Genomic DNA, 26,447 nt, shown 5'->3' with positions numbered 1-26,447 from the left:
TAATATGACTATCCATCAATTATCCGTATTTGTAGAAAACAAGTCAGGAACACTGCTTCAAGTTCTCGAATTACTAAAGGATGCCGGTATTCAGCTTATTGCTTCCACCATATCCGATACTGTAGAATACGGTATCTATCGCATTATCTGTTCGGAGCCTATGCGGGCGTATGATACATTAAAGCAGGCAGGCATAGCGGCAAACCTTTCAGATGTATTTGCCATTATGCTTGATAACCAACCCGGATGTGCGGCTGATGCGATTCGTAGCTTTAGCGAGGCAGGAATAGGCATTTCTTATCTCTATTCATTCCTGCTCTCGGGGAAAGGTATTTTAGTATTCCGCACCGATGACGCTGAAAAAACATACCAGGTCATTTTAGATAAAGACTTGGATTACATTGAAGAAAAGCGCTTGCTGGAAATGGCGTGATTCTTTATCGGAAAAACAGAGGGACAAAAACACAAAGCTTTCCAATTCATTCTCCGTGTTTTTGCCCCTCTGTTTTCTATTGGAGTGTTGTGAAAATGGTATTATTTTTCTACTTCAACGCTCTTTTATTGCAATGTTCCGGCTTCAGCGGCTTGAATCATCTGCTGGCTGGCGTACATATACACTTCTACACGGCGATTTTCTTGGCGGCCCGCTTCAGTGCTGTTGTCTGCAACCGGATTGCTTTCGCCTAAACCTTCTACTGTCTTGATTTGTGAAGTTGTTGTTCCGCATTCACGCAAATAATTGGATACACTTTGTGCACGTGATTGCGAAAGTTCCAGATTCTTTTGTACGCTTTGTTCTGCAGTGCTGTTTTTCCAGCCGGTATTGTCGGTATAACCGTAGATAGCCACATCCATGTCCGGATTCTGAATCAAGACATTGTTGGCGAATTTGCTCAAAGCCGATTTGGCAGATGTGCTTAAATCAGAACTGCTGGTCGCAAACAGGATGCCTGAATCGAATGTAACTTTTACGGCTTGCAAACCGTTGTTATCGGTTACTTGTTCTACCTCTGCACCCTCGATTTGTGCAGCTTGTTCAGCAGCTTTATCCATTTTCTTGCCAATCAATACACCGGCGCCTGTACCAACGGCGGCACCTACGGCGGCACCGATTGCCGCACCTTTTCCATGCCCGGCAATGCCGCCGATAAGGGCACCTAAAGCCGCACCGCTTCCGCCTCCTATCATACCGCCTTTAGCCGTATTATTCAAACTTCCGCATCCGCTAAGTATCAAGCATCCGCTTAATAGAATAGCCATACAACTTGTCTTTTTCATACGCTTTGTTTTTATGTTGTTTTTAATATGCGAAGAGCGGGTAGTTTTTCATCGTGTCGTTTACACGCGCACGTACCGATGCTATCACTTCTTCGTTTTCTACGTTCGACAATACCGTCTCAATCATTTCGGCGATTTCGTACATCAAGTCTTCTTTTGCGCCACGGGTGGTGATAGCCGGAGTTCCCAAACGGATACCTGAAGTCTGGAATGCCGAGCGTGTATCAAACGGAACCATGTTCTTGTTTACCGTAATATCGGCTGCAACCAAAGCTTTTTCAGCCACCTTACCGGTAAGGTCAGGATATTTAGTGCGTAAGTCTACCAACATTGAATGGTTGTCTGTACCTCCCGATACGATAGAAAAGCCACGGTCTATCAACGCTTGCGCTAAAGTCGCCGCATTCTTTTTCACTTGCATGGCGTAATCTTTCCATTCCGGCTGCAGGATTTCACCGAACGCAACGGCTTTTGCTGCGATGACATGTTCCAACGGACCGCCTTGTATGCCGGGGAATACAGCCGAGTCAAGCAATTGAGACATCATCTTGATTTCACCTTTCGGCGTTTTCTTGCCCCATGGGTTAGGGAAGTCCTTTCCCATCAGGATGATACCGCCACGTGGCCCACGTAATGTCTTATGTGTGGTAGATGTTACGATATGTGCGTATTTCAACGGGTTATCCAGCAATCCGGCTGCAATCAGTCCGGCAGGATGAGCCATATCTACCATTAGAATTGCACCGATTTTATCGGCTATTTCACGCATTCGTTTGTAATCCCATTCACGTGAGTAAGCCGAACCGCCGCCGATAATCATCTTCGGATGTTCGCGAAGGGCGATTTCCTCCATTTGGTCATAATCTACACGGCCGGTTTCTTTGTTCAGGTTATATTCACAAGGAGTATAGATGATGCCCGATGTATTAACAGCCGAGCCATGAGACAAGTGGCCGCCATGTGCCAGGTTCAACCCCATGAACTTGTCTCCCGGATTCAGTACAGCGAGAAATACAGCTGCATTGGCTTGTGCTCCCGAGTGAGGTTGTACATTTGCCCATTCTGCCCCGAATATTTTCTTTACACGGTCGATTGCGATTTGTTCGCTTTGGTCTACCACTTCGCATCCGCCGTAATAGCGTTTGCCGGGATAACCTTCTGCATATTTGTTGGTCAGGCATGAACCCATTGCCTGCATTACTTCATCACTTACGAAGTTTTCGGAAGCAATCAGCTCAATACCTTTCAACTGACGTTGGTGTTCTTTCTCGATGATGTCGAAAATTAAATCGTCTCTTTTCATATTCCTATTTCTTTTAATTAATAATTCGATGCTTAAAATATAACGCCGACGGAGAAGCTCAATACGTTCCTGCGTCGTTTCAATGAAAGATCCTGTGTATCGTAAGGTGTTTCCGTCAAGTCTTTGTCAAAAGATACGGAACGAACCATATTGTGCAGCCCGATTTCATAACGGAAATCAAAAAAGATATTTGAAACATTAACAGACAATCCCACGACTCCGCTGAAAATAAATGGCCTTATTTCTTCATGGATGCCTTGTTGATAAAATCCGGAATATTCGCTTTCACTATGTTTTTCCCAAATATAAGCTGCCTTAGGACCGGCAAAGAATGCCATCCCATACGGATATTTATCTATAAACTTATATCCGTAAAGCAAAGGTATATCTATAGAATGAATGTCTGTCTTTACTAAAGCATTGTCTTGAAGCAAAGAAATATTTTCTGCGCTACTGGGGATTGAAATGCTTCCTTTTGAAACATTATAGGATAATTCAGTTTGCATGAAATGATGTCCCTTCATGTTAAACCGGCAGAAAAAAGCTCCGAAATAACCGACCTTATAGTTGTTTTGAATATTTCCCAACTCGGTACCTCCTATAGAAATGCGGTCAATAATGAACATGGATGAGTTAAATCCAGCCTTGATACCGATATTTACCTTGGGATCACCTTCGGCATTCCGCGAAGCGGCCCGGGCTTTTCCGGAGAATCCGATGCTCCACAAAATGCATAACAGTATCAAGACATTCGTTCTCATGGTGCAAGGATTATTTTTTCTTTTCGACCGACCAGCCGAACTTACCTATTTTCTTTCCCGTTTCATAATATCCTCCATGCTCATAGACCAGCAGGTTCGCCTTTTCCATATCGAATTTCCCGGTCTCTGAATCTAAGTATTTATCATCAGCCTTTACGTTTACCACATCTGCAATAAACATATCGTGTGAGCCAAGGGAAATGATTTCTTTCACCCGGCATTCGATGCAAAGGGGGGATTCTTCAATAACCGGCGCCTTTACCATCGATGCTTTTCCCGGAGTCAGATGCATTTCTTTAAACTTGTTGTAATCTTTTCCCGAACGTACGCCGCACCAGTCCGTTGCGTATGCCATGTCTTTTGTCGTAAGGTTGATGACAAATTCCATATTCTTTTTCAATATCGGATAGGAATGGCGTTCCGGACGGACTGAGATATAACACATAGGCGGGTTCGTGCAAATTGTCCCTACCCATGCTACCGTCAGGATATTGTATTCCTCTTCCGTGCTCCCGCAACTCACGAGTACAGCCGGAAGGGGATAAATCATTGTGCCTGGTTTCCAGTCTTGCTTCATTGTCTTATCAGATTAGTTTAATGTTGTCCACTTGTTGCTCTTTTTCGCAATAATGGCATTTCAATATGCCGTGTTCCTTGTCTGCCAAGTGGAACCATGTCTGCATCGGTTCGTTGTTGGTGATGCATTTGGGGTTGTTGCACCGCACGATGCCTTTCAGTTCATCGGGCATAACGGCTTCTTTCTTTTCCACCACCTCATAGTTGCGGATGATGTTCAGTTTCATGTTTGGGGCAACGACCGAAAGACGGCTTATTTCCTCATCGGAAAAGAACCTGCCGGCAATTTTGATGATGCCTTTCTTCCCCAGTTTCTTGCTCTCAAAATTGTTCCCGATGGTAATGTTGCTATCCATGTGTTGCAAATCGAGCAAGGACACTACGGTAAACAACTTATCTGAAGGTATATGGTCGATAACGGTACCGTTTTCCAAAGCGGCTACCTGTAATTCTTTCTTATTGCTCATATAGGTGTAAGATTTAAAAGTTCATTAATCGTTCGGTATCCGCTTTTACTTCATCCAGGGTAATGCCCAACACGTCACACAAGATAGCCTCGCGTGCATACAGCCCGTTTTGTGCCTGTTGGAAATAATAAGCTTTCGGATTACTGTCCACGTCATAAGCAATTTCGTTCACACGGGGCAGGGGGTGCAGGATACGCAAGTTCGGACGGGTATGTTCCAGCATTTTGTTACGCAAGATATATACATCCTTTACCCGTTCATATTCCATCAGGTCGGTAAAGCGCTCACGTTGCACACGGGTCATATACAAAATATCCGCGTTGGCAATTGTCTCTTCGTTGAAATCGGTATGCTCTTCGTAACGGATTTGATGCGCCTTGCAATACAGCTTGTATTCTTCCGGCATTTTCAGTTCATTGGGAGCAATGAAATGGAAGGTGGGGTTGAAATGGCGCATTGCCATCAAAAGCGAGTGTACCGTACGTCCGTATTTCAAATCACCCACCAGATAGATGTTCAGGTTTTCCAATGTCCCTTGGGTCTTATAAATGGAATAGAGGTCGAGCATGGTTTGAGAAGGATGCTGGTTGGCTCCGTCGCCTGCATTGACAATAGGCACCGGAGCGATTTCGCTGGCGTAGCGTGCCGCTCCTTCCAGATAATGCCGCATTACGATGATGTCGGCGTAATTGCTCACCATCATAATGGTATCTTTCAGTGTTTCTCCTTTTGAAGAGCTGGTCACTTTCGGGTCGGTGAATCCGATTACTTTCGCCCCCAACCGGTTGGCTGCAGTTTCAAAGCTCAAGCGGGTGCGGGTAGAAGGCTCAAAGAAAAGGGTGGCTACGATTTTCTGGTCCAGCAGATGACGGTTCGGTCTCTTTTCAAACTCTTGTGCCATTTCCAACAGGTAAAGAATGCGTTCTTTCGAGTGGTTGGCGATAGTAACTAAACTTCTATTTTCCATATTTTCGGTTTTTATGATCGTTGTATATAAATACCGGAGTTCAAAGATAGTCAAAAAAATAGAATGAACGGCTTTTATTCCCGCATTTTTTATACTTTTGCACATTAAAAGGAGAATATAGGACACAGAGACACGGCGATGCGCTGTTTCCCGCAAATAAGAAGAGCGGCTCACGCATGTTCTGCGTACGGGTTTTTTACATAATATAATAAGGAAAGGAAATTATGAGAAAGAAATTCATATATCTGTTGTGGGCTTTGGTGATTTTAGGCATACTGGCGGTGGCAACGGTTTTTACGGCGATTGCCAAAGGATGGATAGGCTATGTGCCTCCGGTAGAAGAACTGGAGAATCCGAACTTAAAGTTTGCCACTCAGATTATATCCGATGACGGAGAATTGCTTGGTACCTGGTCGTATAGCAAGGAGAACCGGGTATATGTAGGGTATAATGACTTGTCTCCCAATTTGGTAAATGCCTTGATTGCGACCGAAGATGTGCGGTTCAGCGAACATTCGGGCATCGATTTCCGTGCCTTTGTCCGTGCGGTGGTAAAGCGTGGCATCCTTATGCAGAAAAATGCCGGAGGAGGAAGCACCATTACCCAGCAGCTTGCCAAGCAATTTTATTCACCTACGGCAGATAATGTGATGGAACGTCTGCTTCAGAAGCCGATTGAATGGGTGATAGCCGTGAAACTGGAACGGTATTATACCAAAGAGGAAATCCTGACAATGTACCTCAATAAGTTTGATTTCCTGAACAATGCGGTAGGCATCAAGACGGCGGCTAAGACGTATTTTTCGAAAGACCCGAAAGACCTTTCCGTTGAAGAAGCGGCTACATTGGTAGGCATGTGCAAGAATCCTTCGCTTTATAATCCACGCCGTTTTAACGAGCGTTCACGCGGCCGCCGGAATACGGTGCTTGACCAAATGCGCAAGGCAGGATACCTGACTCAAGCCGAATGCGATTCGCTTCAGGCGCTTCCGCTCAAGTTGAAGTTCCAGCCGGTAGACCATAAGGACGGGCTTGCTACGTATTTCCGCGAATACCTGCGCCGCATCATGACCGCCAAGGAACCCGTAAAGAGCAAATACCGCGGCTGGCAAATGCAGCAATATTACGAAGATTCGTTGGCATGGAAGACCAACCCGCTTTACGGCTGGTGCGCGAAAAACAAGAAAAAGGACGGCACGAACTATAACATCTATAATGATGGTTTGAAGATTTATACCACTATCAATTCGCGGATGCAGCAATATGCCGAAGAAGCGGTTTACGAACATGTGGCAAAATATCTCCAGCCCCGTTTCTTCAAGGAAAAACGCGGGCGGAAGACCGCGCCTTATACCAATGAACTGACGCAAGAGGAAGTGGATGCAATCATGGACCGTTCGATGCGTCTTACCGACCGTTATCGCCAGATGAAAGCGGCCGGATGTTCGGAAGAAGAAATCCGCAAGGCATTCAATACAAAGCATGAAATGTCGGTATTCTCTTACGAAGGAGAGAAAGATACCATTATGACTCCGATGGATTCCATCCGGTATTACAAGTATTTCTTGCGTGCCGGATTCATGTCGATGGATCCGGTTACGGGCTATGTGAAAGCATACGTAGGCGGACCGAATTACAATTATTTCCAATATGATATGGCTATGGTGGGACGCCGTCAGGTGGGCTCTACCATCAAGCCTTATTTGTATGCCCTGGCAATGGAAAACGGCTTCTCGCCCTGCGATGAGGTGCGCAATGTCGAACAAACCCTTTTCGACGAGAACGGTAAGGCATGGTCGCCCCGCAATTCTTCCAAGTCGCACTATGGCGAAATCGTGACCCTGAAATGGGGGCTTGCCAATTCGAACAATTGGATTTCGGCATACTTGATGAGCAAGCTCAGTCCGTATGCGCTTGCCCGTCTGATTCATTCGTTCGGCGTATTGAATAAGGATATCCAGCCAACGGTGTCTCTCTGCTTGGGGCCGTGCGAAATATCAGTCGGCGAAATGGTAAGCGCTTATACGGCATTTGCCAACCGGGGCATCCGTACCGCGCCTCTTTTTGTTTCCCGGATTGAAGACAATGAAGGGAACGTCATAGCGACCTTCTCTCCGCAAGTGGATGAAGTCATTAGCGAATCAAGTGCCTATAAGATGTTGGTTATGCTCCGTGCCGTAATTAATGAAGGTACAGGCGGGCGTGTGCGGCGCCTGTACGGCATCAAAGCCGATATGGGAGGCAAGACAGGAACCACCAATCGCAATTCCGACGGCTGGTTTATGGGCTTTACCCCTTCGTTGGTCTCGGGATGCTGGGTAGGAGGCGAGGAGCGTGATATTCACTTCGATACCATGCGTGACGGGCAGGGAGCTTCTATGGCATTGCCTGTATGGGGGCTTTACATGCAAAAGGTTTATGCAGACAAGACGCTCGGTTATTCCGAAGAAGAGCATTTTGATATTCCTGAAGATTTCGACCCTTGCAAAGATAAGCTGACCGAGATGGAAGAAGAAAATGCCAGCCGTCTGGATGACGTTTTCTTCCAGTAAATTGCGCTTTTCCTTGCATATTTCCTCCTTTTTTATTATCTTGCCCAATCGGAAAAAAGAAAGGAGGAATGTATGAGCCGCAACCTCACTTTGTATCAAGTTTCGCCTCGTTTGGCTGAAAAAGTATTCGGAAGCATTGATGAGTTCAATCGGGGGCGCACCAACGCCAATGGGTGTTATGCCATTAGTATGGCTACGGCATACCGCCCTTACTATGGCTTTTGGCGCATTTTCCCCAACGTGCAGGCTCCTTTGTTCATCCGTACGCTTGCCGTGACTTTTGATACGGCTTCTGAACGTGCTTTTGCCCTGCTTCAGAATTGCAATATCCGATTGGAAGCATTTGACAACCAGATTTTTGAATCTTATTATGGCTCGTCGGACGATATGATTCCTTTCGGGAAATACAGGGGAAAGCGCATGTCTGAAATTTACTACATCGACCCTTCGTATGTATTGTGGTTAGCCAATAAGTTCCAGCCGGAACAAAAGCGCTACGAGCCTTTGGCTGAGAAAGCCAAACTCTTTGCACGGGTACATTTCGAACTTACGGTCCAGAAACGCCATATATCATCGGTCAGCCGCAATGTCGGGCAAGTGGGAGAGACTTTAAGAGAGCTTTTCCTTACCGTTCTCGGCGTGCGCTTTCAGGTGGACACGTACAAACCCGATTTTTATGTCGACCAATCGGTCTTAGCCGCCGACCGCGATGGGAATCGTTTTGTCTTCACCATAAAAGCCGGAGGCAGAAGCCTTTCTCCCAATGCCCTGAGTTGCCATAGCCTTAAAATCACTCCGCACGGAATGCTCCATCTCTCGTCCGCCCGTGTCATGTCCCACTATGAAAGCCATGGCGTCCGTTATACCCGGTTAGGTTATGTCAAGATTGCGCGTTAAACGGAAGAGCCTGTTTTGAGTTTTCCAATAAGCGATGTTATGTCTATATCTGATAATCCGGATGTTTGCGGTGGCACACGCAACTATCTGCATCGGGCGGCGCAGGTATATCCAAAAGGAAATGCTCATAGATGAAGGAGCCGTTTTAGGACGGCACGTCCTCATGGAGCCACCGGAACAGCTCAAAGCGTTACAATTGTTACAAATGACAATTATCAAAATCGGGAAAAGAAAGAAGGAAGACTCTTATGTATAAATAATATTATATATAAATATACATTTATATATAATATTATTTATTGTATCACTTTCGTGTGGTGGGGATGGTGGTGCCGCCTTCTTAACATCAAATTATTTAATTGTCATTTGTAACAATTGTAACGCCCGGCTGGAATCCGCCCCTCGGGCATTGGATGTATAGGCCGATAAACAGAGGCGCGTACGCTTATGAATGCAGCAATTCTTCATTTAAACATGCTTCCAGCTTCCCTATGGCTTCTCCCATCGGAACTTCGTGCCCTGTTTCGTGCGCTATCGATGTTACACCTTTATTGATAAAGCCGCACGGATGAATATAACCGAAATAGTGTAAATCGGTATTCACATTCAGAGCCAGCCCATGCATTGTTACGAAGTGGCTGCACCGCACCCCGATGGCACATATTTTCCGTTCCTCGGGTGTGCCGGATGCAAGCCATACTCCCGTTGCTCCTTTTACCCTTCCGGCTTCGATGCCATACGAACGGCATACTCGGATAACGGCATTTTCCAATAAGGCTATGTATTCCTTCACCCCCAAATGAAAGTCTTCCAAGCATAGAATAGGGTAGCACACCAACTGCCCCGGCCCGTGATAGGTAATGTCTCCACCCCGGTCGATATGAAACAGTTCTGCCCCAATCTGCTTCAGTTGAGCTTGGTTCAAAAGCATATTCATTTCTTTTCCATGCTTTCCCAATGTGTATACATGCGGATGTTCGCAAAAGATTAGACGGTTCACATAAGGGGCATGCCCGGTCCGTGCGGCTATCAGTGCATTGAACAAAGCCGTCTGCCTTTCCCATGCTTCACGGTAAGGAATCGTGCCCCAATATTCGATTTGTAAGCTTGCTTTCATAAAATCCCTTTTTTGGAACAATTAAAATCTAAACAAATGTAAGCCAAATTACACTTTCTTGAAAGAAAAACCAGAATAAAAAACATCTTTTCCCAAATACTTGCCTCCAATAACAGAAAGATGTCTGCTTTTATACTGATTTATTCACGGATTTGTATTACATTTGTAATGCAAAAAAATTCCAACGCTAAAAACAAATGATATGGAAAGGAGAAAATTAGTATTGCTATCGATGATGCTCTGTGCCACCGGATGTATGGTGTTGCCAGGTTGCCAACCCCAAAAGAAAGCGGACATGCCTCCACAGGTATGTACTGTAAGCACCGATACCATCGTTTATCTGCAAGAGGGTGAAAATGTTCCGTCTTGCAAAATCAGTTTAGATATCTCTTATCTCCAGCCCATATCGGAGACTGATTCAATTTCACCGAAAATCAATACTACGGTAATAAAGCATTTTTTCGGACCCCAATACGAAACAGCCCGACCTGATGAGGTCTTGCAGGCTTTAACTGAAAACTACATTGAAAATTACAAGTCTGATGTGAAAAGCTTGTTCGAGGCAGATCTTCACAACGGAATGAAGCCGGATGATGTGCCGGCATGGTATAATTACGAATACCAGCTGAATACAGAAATGAAAGAAGGAAGAAAGGGCATTTGGAATTATACCCTGACTGATTTCCGGTACACGGGAGGCGCTCATCCCAACACCGAAATCACTTGTTTAAATGTCAGTCAGGAAACGGGAAAGATATTGAGCGAAGAAGATGTGTTCAACGTGAAAGATACAGCCAACATTTGCAAGCTCATCATGAACGAGCTGATTAAGGAAGTGAACAAACGGACCGGTATCGATACCATTACTTCGCTCGACGGGCTGCAATCCATGGGTATCTTGCTGGATACATACCTTTATATTCCCGCTAACTTTATCTTAGGGAAAGAAGGAGTCACCTTTTACTATAACCGGTATGAAATTGCCCCTTACTCTGCCGGAGATTTCCGGTTGACCGTAAATTACGATGACATTCAGTCTTATTTAAAACAATGATGCATGGATATGGCGGACATAATTCAGAATTATTTTCCAGACTTGACCGATACACAAAAGGAGCAATTCGCTGCCCTTTGGGATTTGTACACCTATTGGAATAGCAAAATCAACGTAATCTCCCGAAAAGATATCGGAAACTTATACGAACATCATATATTGCATTCGTTAGGCATTGCAAAAGTCATTCATTTCCGTCCCGGAACCGAAGTCATGGATTTAGGAACAGGAGGCGGATTTCCGGGCATCCCTCTTGCCATTCTCTTCCCGGAAGTGTCTTTCCATCTGGTAGACAGCATCGGAAAGAAAGTGAAAGTGGCTACGGAAGTGGCAAATGCCATAGAATTGAAAAACGTAACGGCGCGTCATTGCAGGGCTGAAGAAGAAAAACGCATGTTCGATTTCGTTGTAAGCCGTGCCGTGATGCCTCTTCCTGACTTAATAAAAATCGTACGGAAGAACATTAAAAAAGAAGAAAGCAATGCCCTTCCCAACGGACTGATTTGCTTAAAAGGAGGCGAATTGCAACATGAAATACAATCAGTGAGGCACCAGGTCATGGTGACTAATCTGAAAGACTTCTTTAAGGAAGAATATTTCGAGACCAAAAAGGTAATTTATGTTTGTATAAATTAAGTAATTACCCCATGATAATCAAACGTTTTGAATTCAATATGTTTCCCGTTAACTGTTATGTCCTTTCCGACGAAACGGGAGAAGCCGTTGTGATTGATGCGGGATGCTATTATCCCGAAGAGCAGCAGAAGCTGAAACAATACATCAACGGAAATCATCTTAGGATAAAGCACCTGCTCAATACCCACCTGCATTTAGATCATGTTTTCGGAAATCCGTTTATGCTTAGGGAATTCAATCTTCGGGCAGAAGCCAACCGGAAAGATGAATTCTTATTGGACAGATTGCCTGCCCAATGCCATGCGTTCGGCTTCCCGCCCAATGAGCCTCCGGTTCCCTTGGGCGGATATGTTTCGGACGGAGACATCATCCGCTTCGGCAATACAGAATTGAAAGCCATCCATGTGCCCGGACATTCGCCCGGAAGCATCGTGTATTACGATGCGGCACACTCATGCGCATTTAGCGGAGACGTATTGTTCCGGGGAAGCATCGGACGTGCAGATTTGGAAGGAGGTGACTTCGGAGAACTGATGGATGGCATCGTAAGCAAACTTTTTACTCTTCCCGACGAAACCGTGGTTTACCCCGGACATGGGGATTCCACTACCATCGGAAAAGAAAAGATAGACAATCCTTATTTTAAATGAAAAGCCTTAACCTCATAAACTAAAACTGACCATGAAAACAAATGTTTTTGCCAACCGTCATATTGGCATTACAGATTCAGACCTGCCCCAAATGTTGGGGAAAATAGGTGTTAAAACAATAGATGAACTGATAGATAAGGTCATCCCAAAAGGAATTCGCTTGAAACATCCCTTGGATTTGCCTTCCGCTATGACCGAACGCGAATTTGCCGGACACATTGCACAGCTTGCATCTCATAATAAAATTTACAAGTCTTACATTGGTACAGGCTGGTACGATAGCATTACGCCCGCTGTTATCCAACGGAATGTTTTCGAAAATCCGGTATGGTACACATCATACACTCCCTATCAGACCGAAATTTCGCAAGGACGTCTGGAAGCGCTCATTAATTTCCAGACCGCTGTAAGCGACCTGACCGCAATGCCCCTCGCCAATTGTTCTTTACTGGATGAAGCCACTGCAGCCGCCGAAGCTGCAACCATGATGCATGCATTGCGAAGCCGTGCTCAACAAAAGGCAGGAGCTAATACCCTCTTTGTCGATAGTGAGGTATTCCCGCAAGTGCTTTCGGTAATCCGTACCCGTGCCATACCTCAGGGCATCGAAGTGAGAACAGGAAGCTATAAGGAACTGGAATTTACGCCCGATATCTTTGGGTGTATCGTGCAGTATCCTAATAATAGCGGGAATATTGAAGATTACCGCAACTTTACCCTCCGCGCCCATGAAGCCTCATGCAAGGTAGCGGTTGATGCGGATATCCTGAGTCTTGCCTTGCTGGTGCCTCCCGGCGAGTGGGGAGCCGACATCGTATTCGGAAGCACCCAGCGTTTGGGTATCCCGATGTTTTATGGGGGACCTTCTGCCGCCTATTTCGCCACACGTGATGAATATAAGCGCAACATGCCCGGACGCATCATCGGACTCTCGAAAGACAAATACGGGCATTTGTGCTATCGGATGGCTCTCCAGACACGCGAACAACACATCAAGCGTGAGAAAGCGACTTCGAACATCTGCACTGCCCAAGCCTTGCTTGCTACTATGTCCGGATTCTATGCCGTATGGCACGGAGCGGAAGGTATCCGGGAAATAGCCGCGCGCATCCACAGCATAGCCAGCTGGTTGGATAAGCAAGCAGTCAAGTTGGGATATGCAGAACGGAACGAGGACTTTTTCGATACGCTTCGCCTGCAACTTCCCGCTCATGTGTCTCAAGAGAAATTGCAGACCATCGCGTTAAGCAAGGAGGTCAACTTGCGTTATTTCGAAAACGGTGATGTCGGCATCAGCGTGGATGAAGCCACTACAGCCGCCGATGCCAACCACCTGCTAACGATACTCGGCATCGCTGCAGAAGAATCTGTACACGAAGTGGATAACATTCCTGAATGCTCTTCCTTAAAGAAAGAAATGTGCCGGCAATCTGCTTTCCTCACTCACGAGGTGTTCTGCCGCTATCACACCGAAACCGAAATGATGCGTTACATCAAGCGGCTGGAACGTAAGGACATTTCCCTTGCCCATTCCATGATTTCATTAGGTTCGTGTACCATGAAACTGAATGCAGCAGCCGAAATGCTTCCGCTTAGCAACGCTGCTTGGATGAATATCCATCCATTGGTGCCTGAAGACCAGGCGCAAGGATATCATGAACTGATTGATAACCTGTCGAAACAATTGCTTGCTATCACTGGATTTGACGGCATTACCTTCCAACCCAATTCGGGAGCAGCCGGCGAATATACCGGATTGCGCATTATCCGAAGCTATTTGGAAAGCATCGGGCAAGGGCACCGCAATCTGATTCTGATTCCCGCATCGGCACACGGAACCAATCCCGCATCGGCTGTACAAGCCGGATACGAAACCCTGACATGCGCTTGCGATGAACAAGGTAACGTAGACATTAACGATTTGCGCGCCAAAGCCGAAGCCAATCAAGACCGCCTTGCCGCCTTGATGATTACCTATCCTTCTACGCACGGCATCTTTGAAAACGATATTGTGGAAATCTGCCAGATTATTCATCAATGCGGCGCGCAGGTCTACATGGACGGCGCCAATATGAACGCACAGGTAGGGCTTACCAATCCGAGTACCATCGGGGCAGATTTGTGCCATCTGAATCTGCACAAGACTTTTGCCAGCCCCCATGGAGGCGGTGGTCCGGGAGTTGGCCCGGTATGCGTATCCAAGCATCTGATTCCTTTCTTACCGGGGCATGCACTCTTTGGCAATGAAACGAACGAAGTCTCTGCGGCTCCGTTTGGAAGTGCCGGCATATTGCCTATCACTTACGGATACATTTGCATGATGGGGACAGAAGGGCTGGAGCGTGCAACGAAAGCTGCCATCCTGAACGCCAATTACTTGGCTGCCTCTCTGAATGATACTTACGGAACGGTTTACCGGGGCATCAACGGATACGTCGGACATGAAATGATTCTGGAATGCCGGAAGATACACGAGGAAAGCGGCATCACCGAGAATGACATCGCCAAACGTCTGATGGATTATGGCTATCATGCGCCTACGCTTTCTTTCCCTGTTCACGGCACCTTAATGATTGAGCCGACCGAAAGCGAAAGCCTTGCCGAACTGAATAATTTTATAGACTGTATGCTCTCTATTTGGAACGAGATAGAGGAGATTAAGAATGGGGAAGCTTCGAAGGAAGACAATGTTCTCGTTAACGCTCCGCATCCCGAATATGAGGCCGTTTCCGATAATTGGCAACATGCCTACACCCGCACAAAAGCAGTTTATCCGATTGAAAGCGTACGCGAAAATAAATTTTGGATTAACGTTGCCCGTGTAGACAACACGTTAGGCGACCGGAAACTTCTTCCCACACGATACGGGAAATTCGAATAAGAACCAACTTTATTCCTTTCACGGCATGGATTTGTGCATTTCCTGCATGTTCTATGCCGTTTCCGCAGAGACGATGTGCACCACACATCGTCTCTGCTTTTGATGGCATACAACATATAAAAGGATAAGACATTAATGAACATTTGGTTTTGCATGTAATCTATATCGTTGTTTCAGTAGGCATACTTTTACGTTCTTGATATCAAAACCATACGTTCTCCATATGGAAACCGTACGTTCTTGATATGGAAACCGTACGGTTTTGATATGGAAACCATAAATAGAAGCTGGCTGCAACGATAATGCAATCCCGATGCGGAAACGATTATTCGGGGGAGAAATACTTCCGTCTTCAATAATCAGCAGTTTCATTGCGTTTGATGAGAAACAAAGGTAATAGTGAAATTTGAAGATATATTGAAGAAGAATCGAATTTTTCACTATATTTATCCACAAAACTACTTATACTGAAAAAGATATGGATACTCAGACATTCATCAGCAAATACCGCCAGGCTTTTGGTGAAACGGCGGAACTTCCGCTTCTGTTCTATTATGATAACGAGCCGGTGGCAGATACAGATAAGATAAACGGTTGTCTCTTTAAGGGAATGGATGCCGCGAGAAAAGGGAAAGGGCTTAGCCTGAATGCCGAGACCATCGGTTGTGGCGGTGGCAAGCTCTATACCGCCTTTGCGCCGATGCCTGAGCATGTGCCCGGCTTTGTGTCACATAAAGAACGCTACAAGGCTTCTCCGGAAGATGTGATAACGTGCATTGAACGGCTTGATATACGGCCGGCTGCTAAAAAGTATCTTAATTTCATCCGGATTGACCGCGTAGAGAGTTTTGAACCCATGGAAGGGATTTTGTTTTTTGCTACTCCCGACATGCTGTCAGGACTGGCAACTTGGGCATTCTTCGACAATAACGCCGATGATGCTGTCTCCTGCATTTTCGGCTCAGGCTGTTCATCAGTTGTAGCCCAAGCCGTAAAAGAAAACAGAACAGGCGGCCGTCGTACGTTTATAGGTCTGCTCGACCCTTCCGTGCGCCCTTATGTAGAAAGCAATGTGCTGAGTTTTGTGATTCCGGCAAGCCGTTTTAAAGAAATGTATCAGGCAATGGACCGTTGTTGCCTCTTCAATACAAATGCATGGAGTAAGGTAAAAGAACGGATAACCAACAGCATCTGACCTGCGCTTACTTGATTAACATGATGATACTTCCGCCCGTAATTAGCAGCGCGCCCGCCACAACCCGCAGGCTGACCGGTTCCTTCAGAAACAGGAACGACAGACAGATGGTGATGACGACGCTCAGTTTGTCTATCGGCGCCACGCGCGACACGTCGCCTGTCTGCAGTGCCTTGAAATAGAACAACCACGACAGCCCCGTCGCCACGCCGCTCAGCACAAGGAAGAGCTAGGCATGACGCGGTATCTCCCTTATCTCGCCCACGTGCTGCCCGAAGAGCACGATGCCCCACGTCAGCAGCAGGATGACGGTGGTGCGGATAGCCGTAGCCAAATCTGAATTAATGTCTTTCACGCCCACCTTGGCGAAGATAGCGGTCAGCGCGGCAAAGAGGGCGGACAGCAGTGCATAGTATTTCCACATAATCGCTTTCCTGTTTTTAAGTCGGTTGCAAAGTTATTGTATCTGCGCAAAGGTAGGAGCGGATTTTGTAGGAATTTTGAAGGAAGAAGGAAAGCCTCTGCCAGGAATAGTACTTTCTCCTGTAAGATTTGTCGGAGCTTCGGATGGGGGCGGATTACTTAGCATAAGGCTTGTATTCTTCAGGGATAGGAATATGGAAATGATAACACAAGGCAAGCACATCTTTAATATCGTTTTCATCAAAAACATATCCTGTGTGGAAAGCGACCTGTACCTGGGGAGGAATACACGACACTTTTTTTCTGCCGATACAACCTTCTCCATTGAACGTGTCTGCCGGATAAATTGCTCCTTCAAAAACAATCTTCCTTTCCGAAGTATATGTAAACAAATGCAAATCCACCGTCCGCCCATCCGCATCTGTGAAAACGATGTGCTGCGGAGTGGAATATGTTTCTGTCCGTTCCTTGAATCCCTGTTGATGTAAAGCATGAATGAAACGCACAGCCTGCCTTTCTTCCACAAACAAGTCAATGTCTTGATGTTCTCTCGTTTGTTCGCCTAACAATGCATCTACACCCCAGCCGCCGTCAATGAAAACATTTATCTCCAATTCTTCGGCAAGCATGATTAAATCAATAGCATCTTTTTCGGTAATCATATCTAAATTTTGGAAGTTTGCATGCGAAGATAGAAAAAATCAGCAAGCGGAGCAAACACTAAGCCTCATCAAAAACAGATTTACACCGTCGGCCCCCCGAAGGACTCTACCGGGCAAAAATATGCCGGAATATTTCTTTCACTACTTCTGACTTCGCATCGGCATACTCTTGTACATATTTCCAATCTTTGGTGGCCAAGTGCTTTTTCGTGTTTGCATACAGACGGCTGTCATCTTCATGCGCTATCAGCCAATCACGGAAGTCTATCATTCTGTCTGCTTCCTTGCATCCGATTGAAAAGACATGCAAATTCACTTCCGGCGATTTGCCTTTGAACATCCGATGTTCAAACCATTCTGGTTCACGGATTCTAAGAACATATCCTGCGTCTTGCAATAACCTCACGTAGTAGGTTTCATCTGCCGAATTTGGTACCAAAAGAAGAATGTCGATAATCGGTTTCGCGCATAATCCAGGAACTGAGGTGGAGCCGACATGTTCGACAATAATCTCTTTTCCGCACAAGGCATTCTCTATCCGAGCCTTTTCATGTTGAAACAGAAGTTTCCACTGAGGGTCATATTCATGCAAGATGATTTTCCCCGACAATTCGGCAAGATTCCCGATAGTTACCTTTTCAAGATAATCTTTTGATGTCATAGTTTTTTCTTGCGAAGGTATGAAAAATCAGCAAGCTTGGCAAACACCAAGCCCACCATTCACCGGTAAATCCTCCGCATCAGCGCCGGAAGCCCCACCAGCAGCAGGGGCAGACCCGCCACGAAGAGGATGGGCTTGGCGTAGAGTTGATGAATCGAAAGAGTTGCTTTCATATCCAAGTTGTGTTTAGTGGTTCCAGTAATTGTAGGCGGCAATGACAAGCTGCCGGTTCGTGCGCATCAGCAGGGCATCCCGTTCCGTCTGTATCTTGTTGCGGAGCACGGTCAGGTAATCCAACACGGACACCTGCCCGGCCTCCACCTCCCGCGCGTAATCGGACAGGACACGCTCGTATCCGGCGAGTTGCTCCGTCAGAGCCTTTTCCCTCCGGTCATATTTCTCCAACTCCGACAGGCATTGGCGAAGCCTCATGCTGCGTTGGTATTCGGCATGGTCCCGGTAGATGCGTATGCTTTGCTGCTGCAGTTCCGCCTGACGCTCTTTCCAGCGCTTTTGCCTGCCGTCGAAGAGTGTCCACGTAAATGTCAGTCCTGCGCTCCAGCCGAAATGCCTGTATCATTGCGAGAAGCTGCCCGTCTGCATGCCTCCGTCCACAAACAGGTCCAGCCGCGGCTTGTACTGCAAGTTGAAAGAGCGCAGCGATGCCGCCGTGTTCAGGCTGTCCAACCGGTACTGTTCCGTCACCGCGCGTTCCAGTTGGTTCTCTTCCAAGCGGATGTGGTTGCGAGCCATATCCATATTGATGCGGGATTGCTCCTGTGCCACTTTGTAAGACGAATGTCCCAAGAGCGGTTGTGTCCACGTGGCTCCGGCATGCAGGTGCCCGCTGCTCTCGCCCAAATCGTAGCCGTAATAATCCGTGGCATCCTGTGCGTTCCACCGGAAAGAAGTTTGTCCCCCGTCTTTGGTCAGGACGGGTACGAACAGGTAATCCCCGTTCAGCTCCAGCCGTGAACGGGTGTACAGCGTCTTCAGCCGCCGGAGCTCCGCCTGCTCTATTTGCAGTTGGTGGCGGTAATCGTGGAGCAAGGGGCTGTACCGCTTGGCTGCTTCCACATAATCGGGCAGCGATTTACCGGTTCTTTGCCCGTAAGCGCACAGGCAAAGAAGGGATAATAAGAAAGGAAATATGAATCGTGTCATAGCCTACTTTCGTTTTTTCTGGCAAAAGTAGGCTATGAGTTTGGGGAAAGTTTGAAGATATCAGTATAAAACAGAAGTCATTTTATATCATGTCCGGAACCAGATAGATTGTATCTTCCGGGATGTTTTGCTCTTGCAAGGCTTCTTTATCCGTTAAAAAAGTCTTGATGAACTCTTCGTGTGTCTTGCAATAAGTTTCGGCTTTCCGGTAACATTCCAATGCCTCCGGTATACGGTTTGATGCCAGATACACATGTCCGGCATTCAACCAATCCGATATTTGCACATCATCGGTCTCCTGCAACTTTTGGTAAAAACGGAGTGCATCTTCATACCTTCCGGTCATAAAATAACACCAGCCGATGGCGCGTTGGGCATTTGCCGGAGTCTTGCCGAGGTACTCTACCTTGAAAAAATACGCAAGCGCTTTATCGTATTGACGCATCGTAGCGAGGCATTGCCCCATCTGGAGCAACGTGTTCAAGTCATCAGGCTTCATTTCTTTCACTTTTTCGTAACATTCCAATGCCTGAGGGTATTGACGGGTGCGCTTATAACATTGCGCCAAATGTTTCAGCGTCCATACATGGTCTGGCTTAAGCAAGTCGGCATGGATGTATGCCTTGATAGCTTCGTCGTAATTTTTCAACTTTTGGTACGAAAAACCCAGTTTTTGCATGATTTCGGCATCGGGCTTTTCTTCTTGGCTCAGTTTCAGGTAAAGGGCAGAAGCCTCTTCCATGTAATCCTTTGCAAACAGGTGGTCAGCGATGTGTTTCAATGCTTCGGGCTTATGGAGCAAGGAATGAAGCGCCGGACAGTTCCATAAATCCAGCTTGTCTTTAAACAAATCATGCATTTCGTTCCTATATGCCCATAGCTTGAAGAAACGGTACAAATCGTGGATGTATTGGCTGCTTATGGTTTTGGGCTTTTGAGCTTCTTTAGCAGATTCGGCAAGCGCCTGCATTTGCTCTTGCGCAAATTCGTTCTGGTTGGCAAGGTGAGAGGTGAGCATCTCCTGTTGCTGGGCAGGTATATTATATAAGGTAAGGCAGAACGAATATTTATCCGAATTGCAGAAAACCGGCGAATTCACAATGAAGCTCATCAGGCTCTTTTGCCCTTTCTTCTCGTTTTCGAAGAGAGACGATATTTCGGGCATCTGCTTATCGAACAAGTAAAACCAATGTGCCGCCTGCCGGAAGAACGGATAGCTTTTCAATTGGGCGAAAGTGCTCATGTAGGTATCCGCCCCTTCCATTTGAAGTTCTCCCAGCTCGCGGATGTTTTTCTCTATCTGAGCCATGTCCTTGCTCCATTCGGGATTCTTGTCTTCCAAGTCTTCGATATCAATGATTTTCAAGTCAGGCTTGTATATGCCCGGCGTGCGCATCATTTGCGGGATTATTTCCTCGCGCATCTTCTTTTCAATCTTCTCTGTTTCGCGCGAGAGCAAAAGCAGGATTTGGATAATGAGCATATTTTCGGATGCGCTTTGTGATTCACCCAGCAAAGAGAGGGCGGCTTGCAGCTCGGGGTAGAGCGAAAGCCGTTTCTCCTGGTAATATGCGGTCAGTGCGATGCCTATCAAGGCACGTTGCGTGACCAAGGGATTTGTCTCTGCCTGGTATGCGTTCAGCAAGAATTGGAATTTGCGGTTGTCGAACAAGCGAAGCAGGCTTAGGGTAACGGCACTAATCATTACGGCAAGGTCATTGACCGGAATCAGAAGGGAAGACAAGAATGCGTTGGCTTGTTGGAATTCCTCTTCACTCCATTGTGTCGAAGTCCATATTTTGTCGAACAGTTCATCGGTCATTTGCTCGTGACGTAACGCCAAATTCTTCTGTGTGTCGGGTTGCCCGTCTTTCTCTCCTGCAAGCAATCCGGCAAGAGCCATGTCCTCGCTCAAGGACTCCAAACCTACATGCAACTCGTGGAATGTACGGGGAGGATTCTGGCGCATATACCGGCACTTGTCGGCAAAGTGCCCGCTATTCTTCCTGCATGCCTTCAGGAACTCAGCCTTATCTGTCAATTCGTACGTATTTCTCCGCAACAAATGATAAAGTTTGGACCGTTCAGGGTCGCTTGTTCCTTGTGCTGCATATTGCAACATATAATTATAGGTGGTCGCTATGTTTTCTATATCCGCGGACAGCTGCCAGTCTTCAGTCTCCGAGGCAAGAGCCTGCAATTGAATAAGAGCTTCCTTCAGCCTCCGTTGGTCTAAAAGTTCAATTATTTGCTCGTACATAAGTTTATCCGGTTTGACAGGTGCAAATGTAGCAATAATTTTGTAATTTTGCGGGCATCTATCGAAATAACAATGGAAATAGCTGGACTTCAACAGATTTATGCCAAGCATCCCAACATGAAGGGGCTGGCTGATTTATTACAAAGAAAAGACATCCGTACGATATTTTTGGAGGGGACGCATGCGTCTTCCCCTTCTTTTTTCGCTTCTGCATACGTTAAAGAGCATCCGGGGGTAAACCTGTTTGTCTTGAACGACCAGGAAGAAGCGGGGTATTTTTACCACGACATAGTACAGGCAAACGGAGATGCGGATATCTTGTTTTTCCCGTCTTCTTACCGCAGGGCGATAAAGTACGGTCAACGTGATGCAGCTAATGAAATCTTGCGTACGGAAGTATTGACCCGCTTGGGAAAATCCGAGTCTGTTTCAATCGTGACTTATCCGGATGCATTGGCAGAGAAAGTGGTTTCCCAACGGGAGCTGGATACACAAATGCTGGTGCTGAAAGTAGGGCAGGAGATAGCTACAGATAAGATTGCGGAGCAACTGACAGCTTTTGGATTCGAACATGTAGATTACGTGTACGAACCAGGGCAATTTGCAACACGCGGAAGTATATTTGATGTGTTTTCTTTTGCTTCGGAATATCCTTATCGTATCGACTTTTTCGGGGATGAGATAGACAGCATCCGTACATTTGAGGTTGAATCACAACTTTCAAAAGAGAAGAAAGACACCGTCAGTATCGTGCCGGAACTTTCAAAATCATCGGGAGCAGACGTCTGTTTTCTCGATTTTATTCCCGATACAGCAATAATATGGGTGAAAGACTTGATGTGGGTGCGTGAGCGCATCCAGACGGTCCATGATGACACATTTTCTCCGCAAGCCATACAGGCATACGAAGGGGAAGCGGTAGATTTGGATAACTTGAAGCAGAAACTGGTTGACGGTCCGGAATTCCTGCAAAAGGCATTGTCTTTCCGGCGGATAGATTTTGGGCATAAAGCGGCAGGCACTCCTCAGGCAACGTTGGCATTCCAAACTTCCATTCAGCCGATTTTCCATAAGAATTTCGATTTGGTGGCGAGCACCCTGACCGATTACCGGCAGCGGGGATATCAGTTGTATATCTGTTCGGACAGTGTGAAGCAGACCGACCGCTTGCGTGACATTTTTCAAGAACGTGGCGATAAGATATCATTTGTGCCGGTAGACCGCACTTTGCACGAAGGCTTCATCGACCATACACTGAAGTGTTGCATTTTTACCGACCATCAGATATTCGACCGTTTTCATAAATACAATTTACGCAGCGACAAGGCACGTAGCGGAAAGGTAGCGCTTTCGCTGAAAGAACTGAGCCAGTTTGAACCGGGAGACTATGTGGTGCATATCGACCACGGTATCGGAAAGTTTGCCGGACTGGTGCGCATCCCCAATGGGAACACTACGCAGGAAGTTATCAAGTTGGTATATCAAAATGACGATGTAGTCTTCGTTTCCATCCATTCGTTGCATAAGATTTCGAAGTACAAAGGGAAAGAAGGCGAGCAGCCTCGCATCAGCAAGCTGGGTACCGGGGCGTGGGAGAAGATGAAGGAACGTACCAAAACGAAAATCAAGGACATCGCCCGCGACCTTATCAAGCTCTATTCGCGCCGCAAGCAGGAAAAGGGCTTCAAGTACAGCCCCGATAGTTTTCTGCAACACGAACTGGAAGCAAGTTTCCTTTACGAAGATACGCCCGACCAGCTGAAAGCTACACAAGAGGTAAAAGCAGATATGGAAAGCGACCGTCCGATGGACCGTCTGGTGTGTGGCGATGTAGGATTCGGCAAGACTGAAGTAGCTGTGCGTGCAGCCTTCAAGGCGGTGACCGACAACAAGCAAGTAGCAGTGCTGGTACCTACTACCGTGCTGGCGTTCCAGCATTTCCAGACGTTCAGCAAGCGGTTGGAAGGAATGCCGTGCAAGGTAGACTACTTGAGCCGTGCCCGTACGGCAAAAGACACCAGCCGTATCTTGAAGGAACTTGCCGACGGAAAGATAGACATCCTGATAGGCACGCACAAGATTATCGGCAAGAGTGTGAAGTTCAAAGACCTTGGATTGCTGATTATCGATGAGGAGCAGAAGTTCGGCGTGAGCGTGAAGGAAAAACTGCGTCAGCTGAAGGTGAACGTCGATACGCTGACAATGACCGCTACGCCTATTCCGCGTACCTTGCAGTTTTCGTTGATGGGAGCACGCGACCTGTCGGTTATCCAGACCCCGCCGCCCAACCGTTATCCCATACAGACCGAGGTGCACACGTTCAATGAAGAAATCATTGCCGATGCTATCAACTTTGAAATGAGCCGTAACGGGCAAGTGTTTTTCGTAAACAACCGCATCCAGAATCTGCCCGAACTGAAAGCGATGATAGAACGTAACATTCCCGATTGCCGTGTGTGCGTGGGGCACGGACAGATGAAACCCGAAGAACTGGAGAAAATCATCTTCGACTTTGTGAATTATGATTACGATGTGTTGCTTGCCACCACCATCATCGAGAGCGGTATCGATATTCCCAACGCCAATACCATCATCATTAACCAGGCGCAGAATTTCGGATTGAGCGACCTGCACCAGATGCGCGGACGGGTAGGGCGGAGCAACAAGAAAGCTTTCTGTTATCTGCTGGCTCCCCCCTTGTCTACTCTGACCCCCGAAGCCAAACGCCGTTTGCAAGCTATCGAGAACTTCAGCGACTTAGGAAGCGGCATTCACATTGCCATGCAGGACCTTGATATCCGCGGTGCCGGGAATATGCTGGGTGCTGAGCAGAGCGGTTTCATTGCCGACCTGGGTTATGAGACCTATCAGAAGATTCTGGCAGAGGCGGTGACAGAATTGAAGAACGATGAGTTTGCCGAACTTTATGCCGATGAAATCAAAGCGGGTGAAGAAAAACTGAGCGGCGAGGGATTTGTTGACGAATGTACGGTAGAGAGCGACCTCGAATTGCTTTTCCCCAACGAGTACATTCCCAGCAGCAGCGAGCGTATGCTGCTTTACCGCGAATTGGATAAACTGGAATTGGACAAGGATGTCGAAGCCTTCAAGGCAAGGCTGGTAGACCGTTTCGGCAAGATTCCGCCCGAAGGAGAAGAACTGATACGTATCGTGCCCTTGCGCCGGATGGCGAAACGGATGGGCATCGAAAAGGTTATCCTCAAGTTAGGGCGGATGACGCTGTATTTTGTCAGCAACCTGGAGAGCCCTTATTATCAAAGCGAGGCGTTCGGGAAAATAATCAACTATATGTCACAGAACCCGCGTATATGTAACCTGCGCGAGCAAAACGGTAAGCGAAGCATGGTCATCAAAGACGTAAAAGACGTGCAGACCGCCGTACGCATTATGCAAGAGATCGTAAGTATGCCGGCGCAATAAACGTGACAAACATATTTCAGTCCTGTTTCATTTCAAAGGCTGACGTTATCTTTTAACGTATCAACGGGTGTAAGTGTAGGGAAGAATCTCTACATTTACATCCGTTTTTTTATTTATAAGATAGTATGAAAAGATTGTTATCGTTTGTTCCCTTGTTTTGTGTTGCCTTGTCAGTGTCAGCACAGACCGCAAAGGATGAAATCCGCCAAAACCCGGCTTTGGCAGCCGGTAAGTATTATGCCTATCAGGCTCCGTCCGTAGAACTTACTCCGGCTCCTGAAGGCTATGAACCCTTTTACATCTCGATGTTCGCCCGTCACGGTTCACGTTATCTTACCAAGCAGAAAAAATACGATAAGCCCTTGGCTGTCTTGCGTGATGCCGAAAAGCAACATATCCTTACCGCCGATGGGAAACGGGCACTCGAGATAGTGGAAAGTCTGGCGCAGGAAGCCGAAGGACGCTATGGAGAACTCACTCCGAAAGGAGCTGAACAACATCGCCAGTTGGTACGCCGTATGTTTGCCCGTTATCCGCAAGTGTTTACCGAAGGTGTACACGTAGATGCCCGCTCTACCTATAAGACCCGTGCTTTCCTTTCGATGACCGCCGGGTGTGTGGAGCTGAAAGGTTTAAATCCGAAATTGAATATCACCAACGATGCCAGCAATCATGACCTTTATTATATAAAGTATAAGAACGAACCCTACGAAGCTGTCCATTTGGCGAATGCTGATTCGGTCTATCGTGCTGCCGACAGCATATACGTGCATCCTGACCGTCTGATGAAGCAGCTCTTCACCCGTCCTCAGGCTGTGGAAGATCCTATGGGACTGATGATGGACCTCTTCGAACTGAACGGAATCAGCCAAAGCAGTTACAATCAGCCTGATTTGGCGTTCTTGTTTACCGAAGATGAACGTTACGACTTGTGGCAACGTAATAACTTCGAGTGGTATTACGAGAAAGGCGCATCCCCGCTGAGCGGTGCTTGTATGTACAAGGTAGAACGTAACCTGCTCCGTAATTTTGTAGAGACTGCCGATACGGTCATCGCTTCGAAACGGAATTGCGTTACCCTTCGTTATGGGCATGATACCAATCTGGCTCCCTTGGCCACGCTGATGGGGTGCAATCATTTGTCTGCCTCTACCGGTGATTGGCAAAAGATAGCCGATACCTACCGCACCTACCGTATTATTCCGATGTGCGGCAACGTGCAACTCATTTTCTTCCGCAAGCCGGGCAATGATGACATTCTGGTGAAGCTTCTTCTGAACGAGCGTGAGGTGACGCTTCCCGTCAAGACCGATTGTGCGCCTTTCTACCATTGGAAAGATGTCCGGACTTATTGGATGCAAGTGGTTCACTCCATTTCGTTACCGGATGTGGAAGTAACACAAGAATAATTACGAAATACGGAGTCTATAAATCGATGGGTGTCATAGGGACGCTTACTTTTTCTTGTACAGTACGGAATATTTTGTTTTGCATGTAGCCCA

The 26,447-nt window shown here is 46.8% G+C and carries 22 protein-coding genes and 1 pseudogene; 10 read left to right on the top strand and 13 right to left on the bottom strand.

The genetic code is table 11. The features are described from left to right. Positions 1-4 precede the first annotated feature (4 nt). On the top strand, positions 5-433 hold the full coding sequence (locus tag BACSA_RS03390; RefSeq protein ID WP_013616721.1) for an amino acid-binding protein: 429 nt from the start codon (positions 5-7) through the stop codon (positions 431-433). Between the two features lie 125 nt (positions 434-558). On the opposite strand, the gene BACSA_RS03385 is transcribed toward BACSA_RS03390, so the two are convergent. Genes BACSA_RS03385 through pyrB form a run of 6 tightly spaced genes read right to left on the bottom strand, consistent with a single transcriptional unit; the run spans position 559 to position 5,352 of the window. Next, entirely contained in the window at positions 559-1,278 is a 720-nt protein-coding gene (locus tag BACSA_RS03385) for an OmpA family protein (RefSeq protein WP_013616720.1), read from the bottom strand. Positions 1,279-1,300: 22 nt separating this feature from the next. Then, the gene (glyA, locus tag BACSA_RS03380) at positions 1,301-2,581 is read right to left on the bottom strand and encodes a serine hydroxymethyltransferase (protein ID WP_013616719.1); all 1,281 of its coding nucleotides are present in this window, start codon (positions 2,579-2,581) and stop codon (positions 1,301-1,303) included. A gap of 32 nt (positions 2,582-2,613) precedes the next feature. Then, positions 2,614-3,342: a porin family protein gene (locus tag BACSA_RS03375; RefSeq protein ID WP_013616718.1), complete on the bottom strand. Its 729-nt coding sequence runs from the start codon at positions 3,340-3,342 to the stop codon at positions 2,614-2,616. A 10-nt stretch (positions 3,343-3,352) separates the two neighbouring features. Then, the gene (locus BACSA_RS03370) at positions 3,353-3,919 is read right to left on the bottom strand and encodes a flavin reductase family protein (protein WP_013616717.1); all 567 of its coding nucleotides are present in this window, start codon (positions 3,917-3,919) and stop codon (positions 3,353-3,355) included. Positions 3,920-3,926: 7 nt separating this feature from the next. After that, a complete protein-coding gene (gene pyrI / locus BACSA_RS03365) occupies positions 3,927-4,385 on the bottom strand; it encodes an aspartate carbamoyltransferase regulatory subunit (protein WP_013616716.1) in 459 nt (152 codons plus the stop codon). A gap of 13 nt (positions 4,386-4,398) precedes the next feature. Then, entirely contained in the window at positions 4,399-5,352 is a 954-nt protein-coding gene (gene pyrB, locus BACSA_RS03360) for an aspartate carbamoyltransferase (RefSeq protein WP_013616715.1), read from the bottom strand. 224 nt (positions 5,353-5,576) lie between these two features. On the opposite strand from pyrB, the gene BACSA_RS03355 reads away from it, so the two are divergent. Further along, positions 5,577-7,904 (top strand): transglycosylase domain-containing protein, encoded by a 2,328-nt coding sequence (locus BACSA_RS03355; protein WP_013616713.1) that lies wholly within the window; start codon positions 5,577-5,579, stop codon positions 7,902-7,904. 72 nt (positions 7,905-7,976) lie between these two features. Continuing rightward, positions 7,977-8,801 (top strand): exodeoxyribonuclease X C-terminal domain-containing protein, encoded by an 825-nt coding sequence (locus BACSA_RS03350; protein ID WP_013616712.1) that lies wholly within the window; start codon positions 7,977-7,979, stop codon positions 8,799-8,801. Between the two features lie 445 nt (positions 8,802-9,246). Here the strand turns inward: BACSA_RS03350 and lipB are convergent, their stop codons facing one another. Then, positions 9,247-9,918 carry a lipoyl(octanoyl) transferase LipB gene (gene lipB, locus BACSA_RS03340; RefSeq protein ID WP_013616710.1) on the bottom strand — a complete coding sequence of 224 codons (672 nt, stop codon included), beginning with the start codon at positions 9,916-9,918 and terminating at the stop codon, positions 9,247-9,249. A gap of 202 nt (positions 9,919-10,120) precedes the next feature. On the opposite strand from lipB, the gene BACSA_RS03335 reads away from it, so the two are divergent. The 5 genes from BACSA_RS03335 to BACSA_RS03315 all read left to right on the top strand — a co-directional run bounded on the left by BACSA_RS03335 (position 10,121) and on the right by BACSA_RS03315 (position 16,334). Further along, positions 10,121-10,972 (top strand): DUF3298 and DUF4163 domain-containing protein, encoded by an 852-nt coding sequence (locus BACSA_RS03335; RefSeq protein ID WP_013616709.1) that lies wholly within the window; start codon positions 10,121-10,123, stop codon positions 10,970-10,972. Positions 10,973-10,975: 3 nt separating this feature from the next. Then, on the top strand, positions 10,976-11,608 hold the full coding sequence (rsmG, locus tag BACSA_RS03330; RefSeq protein ID WP_013616708.1) for a 16S rRNA (guanine(527)-N(7))-methyltransferase RsmG: 633 nt from the start codon (positions 10,976-10,978) through the stop codon (positions 11,606-11,608). A gap of 11 nt (positions 11,609-11,619) precedes the next feature. Then, the gene (locus BACSA_RS03325) at positions 11,620-12,258 is read left to right on the top strand and encodes an MBL fold metallo-hydrolase (protein ID WP_013616707.1); all 639 of its coding nucleotides are present in this window, start codon (positions 11,620-11,622) and stop codon (positions 12,256-12,258) included. 31 nt (positions 12,259-12,289) lie between these two features. Continuing rightward, positions 12,290-15,139, top strand: coding sequence for an aminomethyl-transferring glycine dehydrogenase (gcvP, locus tag BACSA_RS03320; RefSeq protein ID WP_013616706.1), 2,850 nt, complete (start codon positions 12,290-12,292; stop codon positions 15,137-15,139). A 478-nt stretch (positions 15,140-15,617) separates the two neighbouring features. Then, on the top strand, positions 15,618-16,334 hold the full coding sequence (locus BACSA_RS03315) for a DUF169 domain-containing protein (protein ID WP_013616705.1): 717 nt from the start codon (positions 15,618-15,620) through the stop codon (positions 16,332-16,334). A gap of 7 nt (positions 16,335-16,341) precedes the next feature. Here the strand turns inward: BACSA_RS03315 and BACSA_RS03310 are convergent. The 6 genes and pseudogenes from BACSA_RS03310 to BACSA_RS03290 all read right to left on the bottom strand — a co-directional run bounded on the left by BACSA_RS03310 (position 16,342) and on the right by BACSA_RS03290 (position 21,504). Then, a pseudogene (locus BACSA_RS03310) lies at positions 16,342-16,758 on the bottom strand (EamA family transporter). 154 nt (positions 16,759-16,912) lie between these two features. Next, positions 16,913-17,419 carry a nucleotidyltransferase domain-containing protein gene (locus BACSA_RS03305; protein ID WP_013616704.1) on the bottom strand — a complete coding sequence of 169 codons (507 nt, stop codon included), beginning with the start codon at positions 17,417-17,419 and terminating at the stop codon, positions 16,913-16,915. Positions 17,420-17,525: 106 nt separating this feature from the next. Next, a complete protein-coding gene (locus BACSA_RS03300) occupies positions 17,526-18,080 on the bottom strand; it encodes a GrpB family protein (protein ID WP_013616703.1) in 555 nt (184 codons plus the stop codon). 186 nt (positions 18,081-18,266) lie between these two features. After that, positions 18,267-18,629: a TolC family protein gene (locus BACSA_RS20530; protein ID WP_245546619.1), complete on the bottom strand. Its 363-nt coding sequence runs from the start codon at positions 18,627-18,629 to the stop codon at positions 18,267-18,269. Positions 18,630-18,656: 27 nt separating this feature from the next. Beyond that, entirely contained in the window at positions 18,657-19,244 is a 588-nt protein-coding gene (locus tag BACSA_RS20525) for a hypothetical protein (protein WP_245546571.1), read from the bottom strand. A gap of 82 nt (positions 19,245-19,326) precedes the next feature. After that, positions 19,327-21,504, bottom strand: a complete 2,178-nt coding sequence (locus BACSA_RS03290; RefSeq protein WP_013616701.1) for a tetratricopeptide repeat protein — start codon at positions 21,502-21,504, stop codon at positions 19,327-19,329. Positions 21,505-21,576: 72 nt separating this feature from the next. On the opposite strand from BACSA_RS03290, the gene mfd reads away from it, so the two are divergent. Both mfd and BACSA_RS03280 read left to right on the top strand, forming a co-directional pair. Beyond that, complete coding sequence (gene mfd / locus BACSA_RS03285; RefSeq protein ID WP_013616700.1) at positions 21,577-24,945, top strand: transcription-repair coupling factor; 3,369 nt, start codon at positions 21,577-21,579, stop codon at positions 24,943-24,945. A 125-nt stretch (positions 24,946-25,070) separates the two neighbouring features. Next, positions 25,071-26,354 (top strand): histidine-type phosphatase, encoded by a 1,284-nt coding sequence (locus BACSA_RS03280; RefSeq protein WP_013616699.1) that lies wholly within the window; start codon positions 25,071-25,073, stop codon positions 26,352-26,354. Positions 26,355-26,447: the final 93 nt, after the last annotated feature.

It is taken from the genome of Phocaeicola salanitronis DSM 18170, from assembly GCF_000190575.1.
GTDB lineage: Bacteria > Bacteroidota > Bacteroidia > Bacteroidales > Bacteroidaceae > Phocaeicola > Phocaeicola salanitronis.
The sequence above is the reverse complement of the archived record's forward strand: the minus strand, read 5'-3'. Positions and strand labels throughout refer to the sequence as shown.